The sequence below is a fragment of the Filimonas effusa genome (assembly GCF_004118675.1).
GTDB lineage: Bacteria > Bacteroidota > Bacteroidia > Chitinophagales > Chitinophagaceae > Filimonas > Filimonas effusa.
On the sequence record NZ_SDHZ01000003.1, the window covers coordinates 249,599 to 266,737 of the forward strand.

12 protein-coding genes are annotated in these 17,139 nt (G+C 46.8%); 4 read left to right on the top strand and 8 right to left on the bottom strand.

What is annotated here, in order from left to right; translation table 11 throughout:
• Window positions 1–8 precede the first annotated feature (8 nt).
• Genes ESB13_RS18935 through ESB13_RS18950 form a run of 4 tightly spaced genes read right to left on the bottom strand, consistent with a single transcriptional unit; the run spans window position 9 to window position 4,533 of the window.
• Window positions 9–1,088, bottom strand: a complete 1,080-nt coding sequence (locus ESB13_RS18935; RefSeq protein WP_129005259.1) for a glycosyltransferase family 4 protein — start codon at window positions 1,086–1,088, stop codon at window positions 9–11.
• On the bottom strand, window positions 1,088–2,284 hold the full coding sequence (locus tag ESB13_RS18940; RefSeq protein ID WP_129005260.1) for a glycosyltransferase family 4 protein: 1,197 nt from the start codon (window positions 2,282–2,284) through the stop codon (window positions 1,088–1,090). The genes ESB13_RS18935 and ESB13_RS18940 overlap by 1 nt, the downstream gene beginning before the upstream one ends.
• Entirely contained in the window at window positions 2,281–3,183 is a 903-nt protein-coding gene (locus tag ESB13_RS18945; RefSeq protein WP_129005261.1) for a glycosyltransferase family 2 protein, read from the bottom strand. The genes ESB13_RS18940 and ESB13_RS18945 overlap by 4 nt, the downstream gene beginning before the upstream one ends.
• Before the next feature lie 45 nt (window positions 3,184–3,228).
• Window positions 3,229–4,533: a flippase gene (locus tag ESB13_RS18950; RefSeq protein ID WP_129005262.1), complete on the bottom strand. Its 1,305-nt coding sequence runs from the start codon at window positions 4,531–4,533 to the stop codon at window positions 3,229–3,231.
• Between the two features lie 83 nt (window positions 4,534–4,616).
• Here ESB13_RS18950 and glf point away from each other — a divergent pair, with 83 nt between their 5' ends.
• From glf to ESB13_RS18965, 3 genes are read left to right on the top strand one after another with little or no spacing between them, the layout of a single operon-like run.
• A complete protein-coding gene (gene glf, locus ESB13_RS18955; protein ID WP_246022626.1) occupies window positions 4,617–5,729 on the top strand; it encodes a UDP-galactopyranose mutase in 1,113 nt (370 codons plus the stop codon).
• A 4-nt stretch (window positions 5,730–5,733) separates the two neighbouring features.
• A complete protein-coding gene (locus tag ESB13_RS18960) occupies window positions 5,734–6,753 on the top strand; it encodes a hypothetical protein (RefSeq protein WP_129005263.1) in 1,020 nt (339 codons plus the stop codon).
• Window positions 6,754–6,798: 45 nt separating this feature from the next.
• Entirely contained in the window at window positions 6,799–7,809 is a 1,011-nt protein-coding gene (locus ESB13_RS18965; protein WP_129005264.1) for a glycosyltransferase family 2 protein, read from the top strand.
• A 57-nt stretch (window positions 7,810–7,866) separates the two neighbouring features.
• Here the strand turns inward: ESB13_RS18965 and ESB13_RS18970 are convergent, their stop codons facing one another.
• Together ESB13_RS18970 and ESB13_RS18975 are read right to left on the bottom strand one after the other, a co-directional pair.
• Window positions 7,867–9,954: a M16 family metallopeptidase gene (locus ESB13_RS18970; RefSeq protein ID WP_164974277.1), complete on the bottom strand. Its 2,088-nt coding sequence runs from the start codon at window positions 9,952–9,954 to the stop codon at window positions 7,867–7,869.
• A gap of 30 nt (window positions 9,955–9,984) precedes the next feature.
• Window positions 9,985–11,301 (bottom strand): M16 family metallopeptidase, encoded by a 1,317-nt coding sequence (locus ESB13_RS18975; RefSeq protein ID WP_129005266.1) that lies wholly within the window; start codon window positions 11,299–11,301, stop codon window positions 9,985–9,987.
• An 88-nt stretch (window positions 11,302–11,389) separates the two neighbouring features.
• Between ESB13_RS18975 and ESB13_RS18980 the strand changes: the two genes are divergently transcribed.
• Window positions 11,390–12,916, top strand: coding sequence for a helicase HerA-like domain-containing protein (locus tag ESB13_RS18980; protein WP_129005267.1), 1,527 nt, complete (start codon window positions 11,390–11,392; stop codon window positions 12,914–12,916).
• A gap of 10 nt (window positions 12,917–12,926) precedes the next feature.
• Here ESB13_RS18980 and ESB13_RS18985 read toward each other — a convergent pair whose 3' ends face one another.
• Entirely contained in the window at window positions 12,927–14,849 is a 1,923-nt protein-coding gene (locus tag ESB13_RS18985) for a RecQ family ATP-dependent DNA helicase (RefSeq protein ID WP_246022627.1), read from the bottom strand.
• On the bottom strand, window positions 14,849–16,978 hold the full coding sequence (locus tag ESB13_RS18990) for a heavy metal translocating P-type ATPase (RefSeq protein ID WP_129005268.1): 2,130 nt from the start codon (window positions 16,976–16,978) through the stop codon (window positions 14,849–14,851). The genes ESB13_RS18985 and ESB13_RS18990 overlap by 1 nt, the downstream gene beginning before the upstream one ends.
• Window positions 16,979–17,139 lie beyond the last annotated feature (161 nt).

A 17,139-nucleotide genomic window follows, 5' to 3' on the forward strand; every position in this document is an offset into this window, starting at 1 on the left:
TGCCGCAGTTAATCCCGAAACGCGCTAATGCAGTCCCCTAAGGCATTCGCCGATTTTTCCCAGCTATATCGCCGATGAATAAAGGAATACCCATCCTCCCCATCGGGGCGGGATGTACCATCTCTTTCACGCATAAGGGTTATTAAAGCATCAGGTTTGAAAGGATCAAAATAAAATGCATGCGCGCCGGCAACTTCCCTGAAAATAGGGATATCCGACGCAAGTACCTCACAATGAGCAGATAAGCCTTCCGCTACCGGCAAACCGAATCCTTCGTAAAAAGAAGGTACAATTACAGCCCGGGCATAATTATAATATTGTGTTAATAAAGCATCAGGTACATGCCCGATAAAATGAATATTCGGGTGCTGATGATATAAATGAATATCCTTTAATAGTGCATCATTAAAAGAAGCATAGCCCCCTCCCGCAACAACAAGATCTGTTTCCTTTAACTGCGCAGCTTCATAAGCCCTTAATAAGAAAAGAAGATTCTTCCGCGGATCAACAGACCCTACAAACAAAAAATACGGCCGCCTTACAGGAAGCGGCAACTCCTGTTCGGCTCCCTCCTGCCCTTGTCCCGAACGGAACCCCGCATTGGGTATCACCGAAACCCGCTCCGGGCGCAGTTTATAATAATCCATAAGCTCCGAACGCGAAAACTCGCTTACCGTAATAATATGTTTGCTCGACTTTATAATAGCCGGAATAATAGCTTTATAATAAGTGCGGAAGGCGGTAGAAAAGAACTGCGGATAACGCAGGAAAGCGATATCATGAATGCAGGTGATCTTATTCCGGTACATGACAGGCGCCATATTACAGAGGTTAAGCAACAGCGGCCTCCCCTTACCCGAAAGGAACCATGGCAACTGCGCCTGCTCCCACCAAAGGCCGGCTTTCGAGCCCGTTGTCATTACAGGAATGGGCAATTGAAAATCATCACCGCTGCGCCGTTCTGCCGGCGACACTAAAGCAACATCCTTATCCAGTGCATAATAATGCCGGAGTAATTCCGAGGCATAACGCTGTACACCACTCATCTTCTGCGATAAAAACTTTCCATTTACATAAACCCTGGCCATTATCTTTCCTGCTTTTTTATATGATGTGAAAGCGGTGCTGCAATATGCAAAAACTGCTCTGTAACAACAGTAGCCGTATACTTACTTGTAAACTTACCACATGCCGCAGCTTTCTCAGCTAACACCTCCGGCTTGCGGAGAATAGTTTCCAATACCGCAGCCAGGCTATCCTCCTGCATTTGGAACTGCCACATACACTCAGGCTCATATAAGTCAATCAATCCCCCCTGAGCCGCTATACACAACGGTTTATTCCAGGCCATGGCTTCTATGGCCACCCTTCCAAAAGGCTCCCACCATGCCGATGGTATCACCACAAGATCTACATTGCTATAAAAACTGCCAGCATCTGTTTTACCAAGAAATACAATTTCACCCCCAGGCTGGTATGCCTGCAGTAACATTTTCCGGTATGCCTCGTCATAAGCGCCGGCAAGCACTAAAGTATAATTGGAAAGTTGAAGCTTATGCAATTCACTGAATAAGTAATCGATACCCTTTTCAGCAGTAAGCCTCCCTATAAACCCAATCCTGATATTATTGGGATCGGCTTGCTTTGCCGCCGCCGCCGCAGGTAGCGCTACTATGTTAGGCACGATATAACCAGGCTTATCAAGCCCTACTCCAAGCTCATGATGCTTGGTCATAATAAAATGGCTGATCCCTATATAAGCATCCGGAAGATCAGTGAATCCCTTCTTCACATGGAAACTGACCTGGCAGGCAAAACAAAGCTGATCACAGTTGCAGCCCCCCTTGAACAAGGTTGTACGATGGCATAGAATATAATAATCCCGCATAGTATGTATAACAGGCAAATTCAAACGCCGTAATGCTTTCCACGTAAAAAGCGAAAACCCCTGGAGATTATTGGTATTTACAACATCAGGTTTAATGCGGCTTATAATATGCTTCAGCTGGTAGTAATAATGCGGGTTGCAGGTGTCTATAACATGCCATAACATGCGCTTCCACGAAGGCTTTTTGCCATCGCTCAGCAGCGAATAAATGTTCTTCGACCGAAGGTAAACAGCAACTACACCATTCACCCGTTTCACCTGCCGTTTGTTGCCAAGCGAAATAACATATACCCGGTGCCCCTTCTTTACCAATGCTTCACTTAACAGCTGCACAGAAACTTCTGCACCACCCATATGATGGGGCGTGTAAAGTGTATTGATAAAAAGTATGGTCATAGTTTCTGGTTAGGGTAAACAATCGGCGGATCAAAAAAAAGTCCTGCCCAAAAGCCTTTCAGGTAAACACTCAGCTTGTACCACCCATTGGCAGTGAACACACTCGCTAAAGCTACTTTGGTATAATGAAAAGTATCCATCAGAAGCTCAATTTTTTTCTTGTGCTTCCGGCTGATGTACAGGTTATTCCGGATATTATAGAAATGAAGCGCTATGCGCCCTTTGTCAACTTCTGTGATAATACTTGGAAAAGAAGGATTTACACGAAGATGAGTAACCTGGCTCTTCGCCGCCATATACCCCGGCGCCTGCTTCGAAAGCCTGCTCGTAAAATCAATATCATCACCCCATATAAAAAAATCCCTGATAGGCAACCCCGCCTGCTGAATATGACTGGCATTGATTAATACCGAAACAAAGGTGCTGTTACGCACCCGGATTAAACTATGCTCTGCATATTCCCCCCAGAGAGGATAATTGTATTTCGAGTGCGAATAATCGATATTAGGCGTGTTTACAATAGTGCCGTCGGTACTTATCACCTTGCTGCACAGGAACGAGAAATCAGGCACAATAGCCGCCGCATCTACCAATTGCTCAAGCGCATGTTTGCCCGCAATTACATCATCATCCATTACCCATATATAGTCATAGCCCTTCTCCACTGCATATTTGATCCCCGAATAAAAACCTCCGGCGCCACCCGTATTCTGCTGGTGTATCACCTCTAGGTCATCCTGCGTATCAAGCCAGCTTTGAGTGCTGTCAGTACTGCCATTGTTCACGACAAAGATCCGGGAATAAACAAACTCCTGTTCCCGTAAGGCTGCAATACACTGCTGCAACAGCGCTATCCTGTTGTAAGTGACTACTACTATGGCAATTTTTTTATCTGACATAACATTGGTATCTGCTAAATCGTATTGTTATAGCTGACTTGTTCGTCAGCGCTTGAATTGCTTCACCTTCTGCCACAGGTACTGCCACGAATAATAGCGACGGTCAATAAAAGATACCCCCGACCGGCGCAGAATGACAGCCATCAGCAACACAATGATCAATTCTGTCCCTATCCATGCAAGCGCCGTACCATAATACGACCAGGTGGGCGTAAGCAGCAGGTTCAGCATAATACAGGAAACAGAACCTACCCCCGTGATCCATAAAAAAGACTGGTCTTTTTTCATATTCAACATTACCTGCGTCCCCAGCAGGTTACTGATACTCGTTAATAAAGGATTGATCGCCAGCAACTGAAGCAACGGTACCGCCGCCTTGAATTCGGCGCCGAACAAAATACCGATGGCAAGCGGAGCCGTGATAATCAGCCCCAGTGAAATACAAAATGCCAGCACATTCACGATAGGAAAGATCTTTTTTACTTCGGTAAGTCCGCTGGAGGTATCCTCCGCAAAGGCACGCCCTACATGCGGAAACAACGTCTGGCTCAACGGCATAAGCGTCAGCGTTTGCACCACGCCTATGATACGCACCGCCGCGGTAAATATACCAACCTCCTTTTCAGGCTGTAAAAAACCCAGCAACACTATATTACTGGTAGTATACAGGTTTATCAGCAACGTTGAAATAAAAACTGCTTTATCAGTCCATAACACCTGCTTTACCTCCGCAAATGCCACGGCACGCAGCCTTATCTTAAACCTGCGCATGGCATAAAAGAACAATAACACTCCCGCCAGCACCTGCGAGGCAGTCGTAAACAACGCATACAGCCAATAGTCCGCCGGCTGTTGTATAAGCAGCACCATAGCTACCGAGAACAACAGCTTTGTAACCAGGTTGAAAATAGCCGCATGCTGCAGTTGTTCCATACCCTGAAATAACCAGTTGGGCATAAACACATTCGCAAAACACGCAGCAAAACATAATATCGTAACCAGTATATCTTTCTGCAACTTCGGCACGCAGAACAGCAGCAACGAGAAAATGATCACCGATATCCCGAACAATACACTCTTCACAACAAATACCTGCGAAAATATCTTGTCTACCAGTTCCTGGTTATCTCTGTCGCGGGCAATAAGCCGCGTAGCGGTGAAATCAAAGCCATAGTTGATGAGCAACACAAAATAAGTTGCCAGGGCCACAAGAAAATTCAAAGCACCGAATTTCTCGGTCCCTATTACCCTTACTATTAGGGGTAACGCAAGAAAAGGGATGAGGAAGTTTGCCGCCTGTATTACAGACAAAGCACCGAAATTCCTGGTTAATTTGCGGGTTGTAGACATAAACAGGACCTGCTTAGAGCAAAAACACTGCCAGTAGTTTAAACATTGGCATTATTTTTCCAGTATATCGATTCTCTTAATATATGAACTCCAATATGCCCGATTTTGATTACCTGGTAGTAGGCGCCGGATTGTACGGAGCGGTCTTCGCACACGAAGCCAGGAAAAAAGGAAAGAAATGCCTGGTCATCGACCGCAGAGCACATACAGGTGGCAATACCTGGTGTAAAGAAACGGACGGCATTAACGTGCACTATTATGGCGCTCATATCTTTCATACCAACGATAAAGATCTTTGGGATTATGTGAATTCTTTCGTTGAATTCAACCGTTACACCAATTCACCGCTGGCATTCTATAAAGGCGAACTGTATAACCTTCCTTTTAACATGAATACCTTTCATCAACTCTGGGGCGTAAAAACTCCCGCCGAAGCCCAGGAAAGGATCAGGGAACAAATAGCCTCGCTCAATATCACTCATCCCGCTAATCTCGAAGAACAGGCGCTTTCACTCGTAGGCACCGACGTTTATGAAAAGCTGATCAAGGGATATACCGAAAAGCAATGGGGCCGCGATGCTAAAGATCTTCCGGCCTTTATCATCAAACGTCTCCCGGTACGGTTCACTTTCGATAACAATTACTTCAACGATAAATACCAGGGCATCCCCATCGGAGGCTATAATAAACTTACAGAAGCATTACTGGAAGGAACGGAAGTCCGGTTGAATACCGATTATTTCAAACACAGGCAGGAACTCAACCAGCTGGCCACCAATATTGTATTTACAGGCCAGCTCGATGAATTCTACGATTTCAGGTTTGGACACCTCGAATACCGCAGCCTGCGTTTTGAACATGATCATCTGCAACAACCCAATTTCCAGGGCAATGCCGTCGTTAACTATACCGAAAGAGAAATCCCGTTTACACGCATCATAGAACATAAACATTTTGAATTCGGGCAGCAGCCAACTACCGTTATCACCAAAGAGTATCCCGGCGAATGGCAACCCGGCGAAGAGCCTTATTATCCTATCAATGATGAAAAAAACATGCAGCTGCTCAAACAATACCAGGAGCTGGCACATGCCGAAACCAACGTCATCTTCGGAGGAAGGCTTGCCGAATACCGCTACTACGATATGCACCAGGTGATCGCTGCCGCATTAACAAAAACCAGAAAATTATTTTGATACTGTGTTGAATGAATCGAATATAAAGTCGCTCCCGGTATATCACGATACCATCATTTATGTGCCCTGCCCCGCAGCGCATGCCACAGGCGGCACAGAAATACTGCACCAGTTTGTACACCAGCTCAGGAAAAGAAATATAGACGCGCGTTTGTTTTACTACCGGTCTAAAAAAGGCACAAACCCCGTTCATCCTCGCTTCGCCGTATATGAACCGGTATATGCCACCGAAATCGAAAACAACGCAAAACACATCCTCGTAGTACCCGAAACAAGAACAGAATACCTTTACCGGTATCCCGCCATCCGAAAAGTAATATGGTGGCTCAGCGTCGACTTCTTCTATGATACAGCCGATGTCGACAGGTGGTCTACCCTGCTTAAAATGACCGGCATTACCAAACGGTTTAATCTTCAGAAGCCGGAGAAACTTCCCATCAACCTGCACCTGGTACAGTCACGTTATGCAGCGCTGCACCTGGAACGTCATGGCATCCATAACTATACAAGGTTATCCGATTACCTGAACGCCTCATTTTTTGCAAACAGGCTCGCAGATAAACCACGCGAAAACCGCATCCTGTATAACCCGCTTAAAGGCTGGGAATTCACGAAACAGTTGATAGAACACGCGCCGGAACTCAACTGGGCGCCGCTTATTAACCTTACCCCACAGGAGGTCGCTGCCCTTTGCCAGACTTCAAAAGTGTATATCGACTTCGGACAACACCCGGGAAAAGACAGGTTCCCACGGGAAGCCGCTATCTCAAGATGCTGTATCATCACCGGGAAAAGAGGCGCCGCCGCAAACGACCAGGATATTCCTATTCCTGCCTCGTATAAGTTTAACGATGTCAAAGAAGATATTCCTGCTATACTGGAGCAGATCAGGTACTGTTTTAATAATTACGACAGCGCTACACGCGATTTCGACCACTATCGCGATAGCATCCGCCGCCAGGAAGCCGAATTCAATAACGACCTGGAACAAATATTTGTTCCCGCATCAGTGCCCGCCATATGATCTGGAAAGGATTTTGCTATTTATTCATATCTGATGCTTTTATAAATGAACCCCGCAGCAGTTTATATCATAGTGCTGAACTATAACTCCTGGCGCGATACCATCGAATGCCTCGGGTCACTCATAGAACAGGATTACCCCGATTTTAAGATCGTTGTCGTAGACAACGGTTCGGTTAATGATTCTGTATTCCAGCTCGAAAGCTGGGCAAAGAACATCACAGAAAAAAAAGGCATCAATGTCAACAGGAGCTTATACCACCAGCACCAGTTTATTGAACAGGAAATATATGATAACAGCCTGATCCATTTTATTTGGAGCGACCAAAATAGCGGTTATGCCGCCGGTAACAATATCGGCATCCGTTACAGCAACCTGCATTCAAAAGATCATTTCCTTTGGTTGCTCAACAACGATACTATCGTGTTTAAAGACACCCTGAGCATTCTCACCGGCTTTTTCCAGAATAATAAAGCAAAAAACGTAGGCCTGGTGGGCTGTTTACAGCTCTTTTACCACGATCCTACGCGTATTCAGTGCACTTACGGCAGGTATAACAAAAACACCGGCCTGCCGGAACAAATGGGCGAAAACGAGGCCCTCCTGCGCCCTGTGATCATTAATCAGGAAGATATCCATTACCTGTCAGGAGCCTGCTTGCTCACACGCAGCAATGTCCTCGAAAAAGTAGGTCTGCTTAGTGAAGATTATTTCCTCTTCTTCGAAGAACTGGACATCGCCTACAGGATGAAAAGAGCAGGTTATTCGCTACTCTTTTGCAATGAAACGCATATCCTGCATAAACATGGCACCAGTATAGATGGCAAAAGCCAGAAAGGCTCCGAAGCCTCACCCCTGGGCAACTACCACCATTTCAGAAGTAAGTTCATCTTTGCACGCAAACACCATAAAAAAAGACTGCCGCTTTATCTTTTCGTTTCCGCACTGCAGATAGGCAACAGGCTGCTGAAAGGAAAATTTAAAAATGCAGCAGCAGCCATCAAAGGGGTAAAAGACGGCATCATAAAAAACGGACTAACAACAACACAACAATAAATACAAAGGGGTGTCCGGCACAAGCCGGGCACCCCTCTTTTCTGTTTTATCTCCCGGTTATTTGAAATCACCTTCAGATACGCCTTCATTGAGCTTCACGTCGGTAGTCACAAACTCCAACGCCTGCTGCTGACCACCAGCCTCTATCGTTTGTACAAACTTATAAGGAATCAGTATCGCACCTACTTTCCGGTAGTCACTGAAATCTGTCGTCTGGTTTAAAGGCATGCCATTCATCTCTAAAGCACTTTCAACCCTCACCAGCAACTTACTGGCTACATCATAATACTCAGCCTGCATCTTACCGCCAGGATTGGTAACCTCTATCACGTAAGCGTCTTTACCATCTACCTTACTGATGCCTTTGCTCACAAGTTTAAAAACAACGCCCGGTACATAATCAAGCTGCTCAAACATACTGGTAACACCTTTCCTCGAATTCAACTGGTCAGCAGGCAGGGTCATCTTCTGCCCACCGCGCTCCTGGTAACCCGTATTGCCATCGAACACTTGTTTATCAACTACATTACCCATCGCAGAAGCTACCGTCAGCGTTTTATTCGGAACCATATCCTTCTTTTCTACCGCCAGGCTCATCCCCTGCACACTCAATGTCATTTTATACCATACGGTTTTTACCTTCCTCAACGCTTCCGTTCCTCCAATAGCTTTCAGGTAATTATTGATCACCTCTTTGGCATCTGCTGAAACGGTTGCAGCCGCTGCACCTGCTTTCACAGGCTGCGCCAGCTTATCGTAAAGATGAACGCTATATCCAAGTTTCTTCAACCCGGGTTCTACCTGCGAAGCTTTACCGGTAACAATGATGCGGCTGTTGGCTACACCAAAGTATTTTGCGGCAACACGTTGTACATCTTCTACAGTAACTGCATTCAGCTTCTGCAGGTAAGTACGGTAAAAATCCTTCGGTAAATTATTTACGATGATATTGGTAGCGAAAGAAGCGATCCGGGCTGTATTCTCCATACCCAGTGCAAAGTTCCCGTTATACAACGCTTTGGCCCTTGTAAGCTCTTCGGCATTTACCTTTTGCGTACGAATGCGTTTTATCTCATTCAGAAACTCAACTACCGCACTGTCGGTCTTTTCGTTACGAACCGAAGCATTTGCTATGAACGCAGTCTGGTAACGGCCTGCGGAAATAGAAGAATAGGCCCCATAAGTGAATGCCCTTTTCTCCCTGAGGTTCTTGAACAGGTAGCTGTCCGACCCGCCACCCAGTATCTGGTTGGCCAGTAATACAGCAAAATAATCAGGACTGCTTAAAGGCAGTTCAACCAGGTTAGCCACTCTTATTTCAGATTGAACCGCATTGGGTACATCAACAAGATCTATCTCCGTAGCAGCAGGATTCTTAACCGCAGCCAGCTGAGGCAGCGTCAGCGTTGCACCCTTCCAGGAGCCAAATGCCTTTTCTGCCAGGCTTTTCGCCTGCTCCGGCTTAATATCCCCAACAAATGTCAGAAAGCCGCGTGAAGGGGTAATATACTTCGCATAGGCAACTTTCACATCAGCCAGGGTTAAGGCGCTCACAGTTGCCTCTGTCTCAAATTCCCCGCTCGGATGTTTTATCCCATATAACAAAGCCGGGGTAACGCGGCCCGCAATATCCTTCACACTTCTGTCAACAGTCTTCAAACTGGTAAGCGTCTGGCTTTTCAGCTTTTCAAAAGAAGCCTGCTCCATAGCCGGCTCTTTCAACGCCTCTGCCATAAGCATAAAAGCCTGGTCAAAATAACGCGTTAAAGCCGAAGCATTACCGCCATTGGAACTAAGACTTACCTCTGCTCCTATCTGGTCTACCGCCTCGTCGAATACGGCTTTCGGCTTGGTACGTGTTCCTTCATTCAGCATGCTTCCCATCAGGCTCATCACACCCGCTTTGTCACCTTCAAGTACAGGCCCTGCATCGATCGAATAAGAAGCAGATACCTTCGGTAACTTATGATTCTCAACTACCAGTACCGTAATACCATTAGGCAGGGTATATATTACCGGGTCGGGTATGGTAACGGTAGGTGCAGGACCACCTTTCGGGCGTTTGCTCCTGTCTATTTTTGTTTGTGCCGCCGCTCCTAAAACCAGCAGGGCAGCCACTATTGTTAATCCTATATTCTTGTTCATTGTATTTGATTTGTGTTTCATAGAAAGATCTTACTCTTTACCAGGCAGATAATACAAAACCACACGCTGCGTTTTTACCAGGTATTTCCGCGCTATATCCCTGATCTCTTCACGGGTAATAGAACGTATTTCATCCAGCTCCTCGTTGATATCATTTGTATTTTTCTTGAACGTATAACCGTTCGCAAGATTCTCTACTACACCAAGCATCTTACTGTTGGCGCTTACATAATTGTTTTCAAACTGGTTCAGTATCTTCTTATACTCCGATTCACTGATCAGATCTTTCTGCAACGAAGCAACTTCAGCATCTATATCGGCAAGCAGCGAATCAAGCGATGCATTGTTGTTAGGCAGTGCCAGCGTAATATAAGCGCCATAATCTTCAAGCGCATAATTGAAAGCAGCTACTTCCAGTGCGTTCTTTTTCTCATCCACCATCTTTTTGGATAAACGTGAACTTCCGCCACCGGACAAAATTGAAGAGATCATTTCCAGCACCTTGGAATCATGATTCTTGGAACCCGGGATACGATAAGCAGCGAATATGGCAGGGATCTGGATGTTAGCATCATATACCGTATCAACAATTTCATGTGTTAGCGGCTGCTCAGTAACAGCAACAGGTGCAACAGGTGCGCCTTTAGGTATCTCTTCAAAATATGCCTTTACAAGACCTTTTGTTTTTTCGATATCTATATCACCCGCAATACTTAAAACCGCATTATTGGGAACATAATATTTTTTAAAGAAAGCCTTGAACTCAGCCAGCGTAGCCGCATCAAGATGCTCCATGCTGCCAATAGGCTGCCAGCGATAAGGATGCGCAGAAAACAAACGGCGGAACACTTCATAAGTGAACTTACCATAAGGCTGGTTGTCTAAACGCTGACGCTTCTCTTCCTTCACCACCTCGTTCTGGGTCTTTACACCAATTTCATTGATCACAGGATGGAACATACGCTCGCTTTCCAGCCATAGCCCCAGCTCAAGTTGGTTGCTTGGAAAAAGTTCATAATAGAAGGTGCGGTCCTGCGTGGTATTTGCATTGGCCTGTCCGCCGTTGCTGGATACTATTTTGTCAAACTCACCACGCTTAATGTTTTCAGTACCTTCAAACAAAAGGTGTTCAAAGAAATGTGCGAAACCTGTTCTCGCAGTATCCTCGTTCTTGGAGCCCACATGATACATGACAGAAACTGCTACCACAGGAGCAGATTTATCCTGGTGCAGGATCACGTGCAGACCATTACTTAGGTCATACTCCGTAAACTGCAGCTTTTGGGCAACAGCAGCCGAGCCTGAAAGAAGCGCAAACAGTACTGTAGCCAAAACCTTTTTTCGCATACGCATAGGTTTGTTGTATTTAAGGTGACTAGATGAATTATTCGGGTGCAATATTAAAATGTTTATTAGCTTAGTTACAAAAAATTACATGAGCGCGCTCTTTTTAGGATCAATACAGCAGGGATATACTTTCAAAGGCGAATCGGCCCAACTGGGTTGCGCTTTGTTAAACGGCAACCTGGTTCCCGGAGCCGCCGTTAATCTGCCGCTGAAAACCATGAACCGCCATGGCCTTATAGCCGGCGCAACCGGCACCGGTAAAACCAAGACCCTGCAGCTTATCAGCGAAATACTAAGCGACGCCAGCGTTCCTGTATTATTGATGGATATTAAAGGCGATCTCAGTGGCCTCGCCGCCGCAGGCACGCTCAATGATAAGATTAAAGAACGTTATGCCAAAATGGAACTGGAATGGCAACCCGCAGCCTACCCCGCTGAATTGCTCACGTTAAGTGAAGAAAAAGGCGTTCGCCTCAGAGCTACCGTCACAGAATTCGGACCTATACTGCTTAGCAAGATCCTGGGCCTTAACGATACGCAAAGCGGCCTCGTAGCATTGCTCTTTAAATACTGCGATGATAACCAGCTGCCCCTGGTAGACCTTAAAGACTTTATTAAAGTTTTACAATATATCGGCAATGAAGGTAAACCAGAGGTAGAAAAAACCTATGGTAAAATATCAACTACCAGTACAGGCACCATACTCCGGAAAGTGATAGAACTACAACAACAGGGCGCTGAAATATTCTTCGGAGAACCCAGCTTTGAAGTAGATGACCTCATGCGCATATCCGATGACGGACGGGGCATCATAAACATTCTCCGGGTTACCGACATGCAGAACAGGCCCAAACTGTTTTCCACCTTTATGCTGCAACTACTTGCTGAACTCTATGCGGTATGCCCCGAAGAAGGTGACCTCGATAAACCCAAACTTGTTTTATTCATCGATGAAGCGCACCTGCTGTTCCAGGAAGCTACACCCGCCTTACTCCAGCAGATCGAAACGGTTATAAAACTGATCCGCTCCAAGGGAATAGGCATTTTCTTCTGCACGCAAAACCCGCAGGATGTACCCGCATCTATCCTGGGCCAGCTGGGCCTTAAAATACAACATGCCTTAAGAGCCTTTACCGCCGCCGACCGCAAAACCATTAAACAGGCAGCAGAGAACTTCCCCGAAACGGAGTTCTATAAAACAGACGAACTCCTCACTCAAATGGGAATAGGAGAGGCCCTGGTAACACTCCTGAACGAAAAAGGTATCCCTACACCACTGGTGCATACCATGCTGGCAACACCTCGAAGCCGTATGGACATTCTTACGCCGGGAGAAATCGACAACGTCATCAGCCATAGCAAACTCGCTGCTAAATACAACAAGTCTGTCGACAGCGAAAGCGCTTTTGAAATACTGACAGCCAAACTTGAAAGAGCCACCCGGGAACAAGAAGAACAGGAACAGTCGAAGCCTGAAACACGCAAAGCCAAAAAAGAAGAAAGCTTCTTCGATAACCCCGTAGTACGCCAGGCAGGCAGAACAGCAGCCTCCATCCTTACCCGTAGCCTGCTCGGAGCATTAGGCCTTACAGGCAAAACCAGCAGGAAACGGTAAAAAGCAGAAATTACAAAGAGCGCCCCGTAACATTACCAGCCTGGTCCATCACAAGCTTTTGCTCCGACAGCAGGAAGCGGATCACCTGCCAGCTCTTTTCTTCAGTGAAAGGAGTAAGCCCCGCCACAAGACTCTTAATAGGAACAGCGCCACCGGATAACAGCGCTTTTATCTTTTGAGTAATGCTATTAAACTCTTCCGGCAACAGCGGCCCCGATTGCCTTGCCGCTACACATACATCACATATCCCGCAGGCTTTGGCATCATCCTGGCCAAAGTACCGCGCAATATAACGGCTGCGGCAACCACCGGCATCCCTGGTATAACCCAGCATAGCCTGTAACCGTTGTATGTATAATTGTTTCCGCCGCTCATAGTTCCGCAGGTCTATATTCAAAAAAGCTGCCGGCGCCCTGTTCAGCAGGTAATGCAGCTGCGGCGTTTCCTTCTGTGGCAGGTATTCTATTACACCAAGACGTTCCAGTTGCTGCAGCTGCTGTAACAACTGCTCGCGGCTAAGACGGCATAAACGCATGAGCTGCTTCTCATATACCGGCACCAGGTTATCATAAATACCTTCATACGTACGAAGCAGTGTTTTCATCAGCAGCTCCAGCTGGGGATACATACGCTCTACCTCTTCCAGCTGCGTACGTGTTGAAGTAAACATCACCCTGGCTACCATAAATACGTTTTCCTTGAAACTCAGATGCCCTTCCTGTTCCAATATCCTGATAGCATTGATCGCTAACCTTGGATCGAGAGAAAAATGCTGTACAAGACCCATAAAATCAAAATCGTAGTACACTCCTTCTCCAACACCTACCGGTATCTGTAGGTAATCCGCCAATGCCTGGTACACGCGCTGTATATCGGCAAGTTTGGGATAACGTATATCGGGCAGCTCCAGCAATAACTGCTCATCCTGTGCTTCAAATAATAAAACAGCATAAGCAGTTTTACCATCGCGCCCCGCCCGGCCTGCTTCCTGGTAATAGTTCTCAAGACAGTCCGGCACGTCGTAGTGTATCACAGAACGAACATCCGGTTTGTCGATTCCCATACCAAAGGCATTGGTACAAACCATCACCCTCAACGCACCGTTCACCCAGGCCTGCTGCTTTTCGTTTCTTTCGTCCTGCGGCAAACCCGCATGATAGAAACCAGCCTGTATGCCCTGCAATAGCAGCAGCCTTGTTACGTCCTGCGTACGGCGGCGGGTGCCGCAATACACAATACCACTGCCTTTTATCTCCTGAAGTAACGCTATAAGCTTATTGATCTTGCTTTCTGTTCGAAACAGGCGATATACCAGTTCAGGTCTTTCAAACGACTGCCGGAATACCGCAGGCTGTTTTAACTGCAACTTGTCGATGATATCTTCCTGCACCAATGGCGTAGCCGAAGCCGTTAAAGCCAGGAAAGGCACATTACCCGGCAGCCGGTCGCGCAATTGCGCAATACGCAGATAAGCCGGCCTGAAATCATAACCCCATTGGGAAATACAATGTGCCTCATCTACCGCCACCAGCTGAATATCCAGCTCATCAACATATTGCGAAAACAATAAAGTATCCAAACGTTCCGGGGAAATATACAATAACCGGATCTCACGGTTACTTGCCGCTTCATCAAATGCCTGTCTTACCTCACGGTTGTTCATGCCACTGTAAATGGCAATAGCTCCTATACCTTTCTGACCAAGGTTCTCCACCTGGTCTTTCATCAAAGCTATCAATGGCGATATCACCAGGCAAATGCCATCGTTCAGGATAGCAGGCACCTGGTAACAAACCGATTTGCCACCGCCGGTAGGCAGCAGCGCCAACGTATCCCTGCCTTGCAGAACAGCTTCAATTACCTTCTCCTGCAAACCACGGAATGCAGTATAGCCCCAGTATTTACGCAGAACAAATCTTGCATCATTCATCATCAGGCAACCTTTTTCCAGTTTAGCCTTACTGAATTAATAGCCAGCACCACATCACTCAAACCCATGACAAGCGCCGCCAGGGTAGGATGAAGATAACCCAGCGCCGCTACAGGTATAGCTACTATATTATAGATAAATGCCCAGAACAGGTTTTGTTTGATTGTAAGATAAGTGTGTTTCCCCAGCCCCAATGCCATCGGCAGATAAGTAAGGCCATGGTTCATTAATACCACCTGCGCAGTTTGCATCGCTATCTGCGAAGCATCGCTTAAAGAAATTCCTACCGTTGCCTTGGCAAGCGCAGGCGCATCGTTGATACCATCCCCTACCATAGCAACAGGAGCCTGGCGGTTCAACGCTTCTATCTGCTGCAGCTTGCTCTCCGGCGTTTGTTCGGCAAACACCTGCGCTATACCTAATGCGGCAGCAACAGCCTCACATTTATCTTTTTTGTCCCCGCTTAATAATATCGTGGTAATGCCACGGCGCTTTAAAGCCGCCACCACATCCTTCGCCTCAGGCCTTATTTCATCAGCTACATCGATCCAGCCCAGTAAAACATTGTTGCGGATAATATATACGTTATGCCCGCTGTCGGTAGTAAGATGCGCTGCGCCGCGGTACGAAACCGCTGCATAGGTATTCCCCTCCTTATCAAGCGCCTTCATTCCCAGCCCCTTTACTTCTTCAATACGTGCCCAGCGCAATTCATCCTTTGTCTTCCACACCGCCGTAATACATTTCGCGATAGGATGGTTCGAATATTTCTCGAGAGAATAAGCGATATCCTTCAATGCACTATCGCCAGCACTATCGGACGCTTCAAAAGCAGTTATAACAAACTTGCCCGTAGTAAGCGTGCCCGTTTTATCAAACACCACCTGCCTGATATCCCTGAAGATCTCCAGGCTCCGGGCATTTTTAAACAATATACCCTTTTTCGCAGCCCGCCCTAATCCCACAGCTATCGCAGCTGGTGTTGCCAGCCCCATGGCACACGGACATGCAATCACAAGTACGGCAATAGCCCGCATCAGGCTCATAGCAAACGGTAGCCCTGCTATCCAGTAATTACCCATCAGCGTAAGTACAGCTATAGCGGCCACCACAGGAACAAATACAGCACTGATCTTATCGGCCATCTGCTGTACCGGCGGCTTTTCAGACTGGGCTTCTTTTACCAGCCGCAGTATCTGGCTCATAACAGTATCCTCGCCTACAGCCGTAACATAAGCTTTTACACTGCCCTGTTCCACCATACTGCCGCCTATAAGCTTATCGTTCATCGTACGCGTCAGCGGCAGGCTTTCACCCGTAACAACCGCCTCGTTAACACTGGCCTCCCCCGACAATACCTTACAATCCATAGGCACATACTCCCCGCTTTTGATAAGGATAAGATCCCCCACCTTCAGGCTCGCGCTGTCAACAGGGAACACATGCTCCTGAAACTTGTCGTCAAAAGCGATCATATTCGCCATCACCTTCTGCGATACGGTAAGACGCCGGATATTGGCCTGGGTTGTTTCTACAGTCTTGTCTTCAAGCAAGTAGCCCAGGAACACCAGTGTAAGAATGGTAGCGGTAGTTTCAAAGAACAGGTAGTTTGCCGCATCAGCGCTGAACATCCCTATAAGACTGTAAATAAAAGCAGAAGTAGCGCCCATCGCTACCAGTACGTTCATATTGGGAATGCCCTTCAACAAACTCTTGATGGCGCTGCGGCCAAAAAAATCCATTCCAACAATATACACAGGTAACGTAAGTCCCAACTGTACCCACGGGTTCATCAGCAGATGAATATGTATCCCGGGTAGCATATGTAAGGCCAGGGGTAATGTAAACACCACGCAAAACCAGAAACGCTGCAGATGGTTCTTAAACCATTTTTTCTTTTTAACGGCTTTATTCGCGCTGCCAGGACCATTGGCTACATGATAACCCAGCCCTTCAATGCCCCGCTCTACCTTGGCAGCCGGTGTGCTGTCATTTATCGCAAAACTTACATCACCGCCTATGAAATTCACTTTCACGTCGGACAACCCTTCCTGCTGTGTGAGATATTTTTCTATGGTGAGCGCACAATTGGTGCAACTCATGCCTTCAACCTTCCAGTTCACCTTTTCCATACTACAAAGTAACACCAAATTTTAAACGTAACTACCGGCCTGCCGGCAGCAGTAACCGCTTTCTGCCCGGCAAGCCATTCACCACCGGTAACACTGTTTCTTCCGGCAACAACGCTCCGGTCTCAGCCAGCCTTTTGCCGCTCTTTCCCGATTTTTAACAG

Coding starts and splice junctions, on each gene's coding strand:
- ESB13_RS18935 (WP_129005259.1), bottom strand. CDS start 1,088: ATGGCCAGGGTTTATGTAAATGGAAAGTTTTTATCGCAGAAGATGAGT.
- ESB13_RS18940 (WP_129005260.1), bottom strand. CDS start 2,284: ATGACCATACTTTTTATCAATACACTTTACACGCCCCATCATATGGGT.
- ESB13_RS18945 (WP_129005261.1), bottom strand. CDS start 3,183: ATGTCAGATAAAAAAATTGCCATAGTAGTAGTCACTTACAACAGGATA.
- ESB13_RS18950 (WP_129005262.1), bottom strand. CDS start 4,533: ATGTCTACAACCCGCAAATTAACCAGGAATTTCGGTGCTTTGTCTGTA.
- glf (WP_246022626.1), top strand. CDS start 4,617: ATGAACTCCAATATGCCCGATTTTGATTACCTGGTAGTAGGCGCCGGA.
- ESB13_RS18965 (WP_129005264.1), top strand. CDS start 6,799: ATGAACCCCGCAGCAGTTTATATCATAGTGCTGAACTATAACTCCTGG.
- ESB13_RS18970 (WP_164974277.1), bottom strand. CDS start 9,954: ATGAACAAGAATATAGGATTAACAATAGTGGCTGCCCTGCTGGTTTTA.
- ESB13_RS18975 (WP_129005266.1), bottom strand. CDS start 11,301: ATGCGAAAAAAGGTTTTGGCTACAGTACTGTTTGCGCTTCTTTCAGGC.
- ESB13_RS18980 (WP_129005267.1), top strand. CDS start 11,390: ATGAGCGCGCTCTTTTTAGGATCAATACAGCAGGGATATACTTTCAAA.
- ESB13_RS18985 (WP_246022627.1), bottom strand. CDS start 14,849: ATGATGAATGATGCAAGATTTGTTCTGCGTAAATACTGGGGCTATACT.
- ESB13_RS18990 (WP_129005268.1), bottom strand. CDS start 16,978: ATGGAAAAGGTGAACTGGAAGGTTGAAGGCATGAGTTGCACCAATTGT.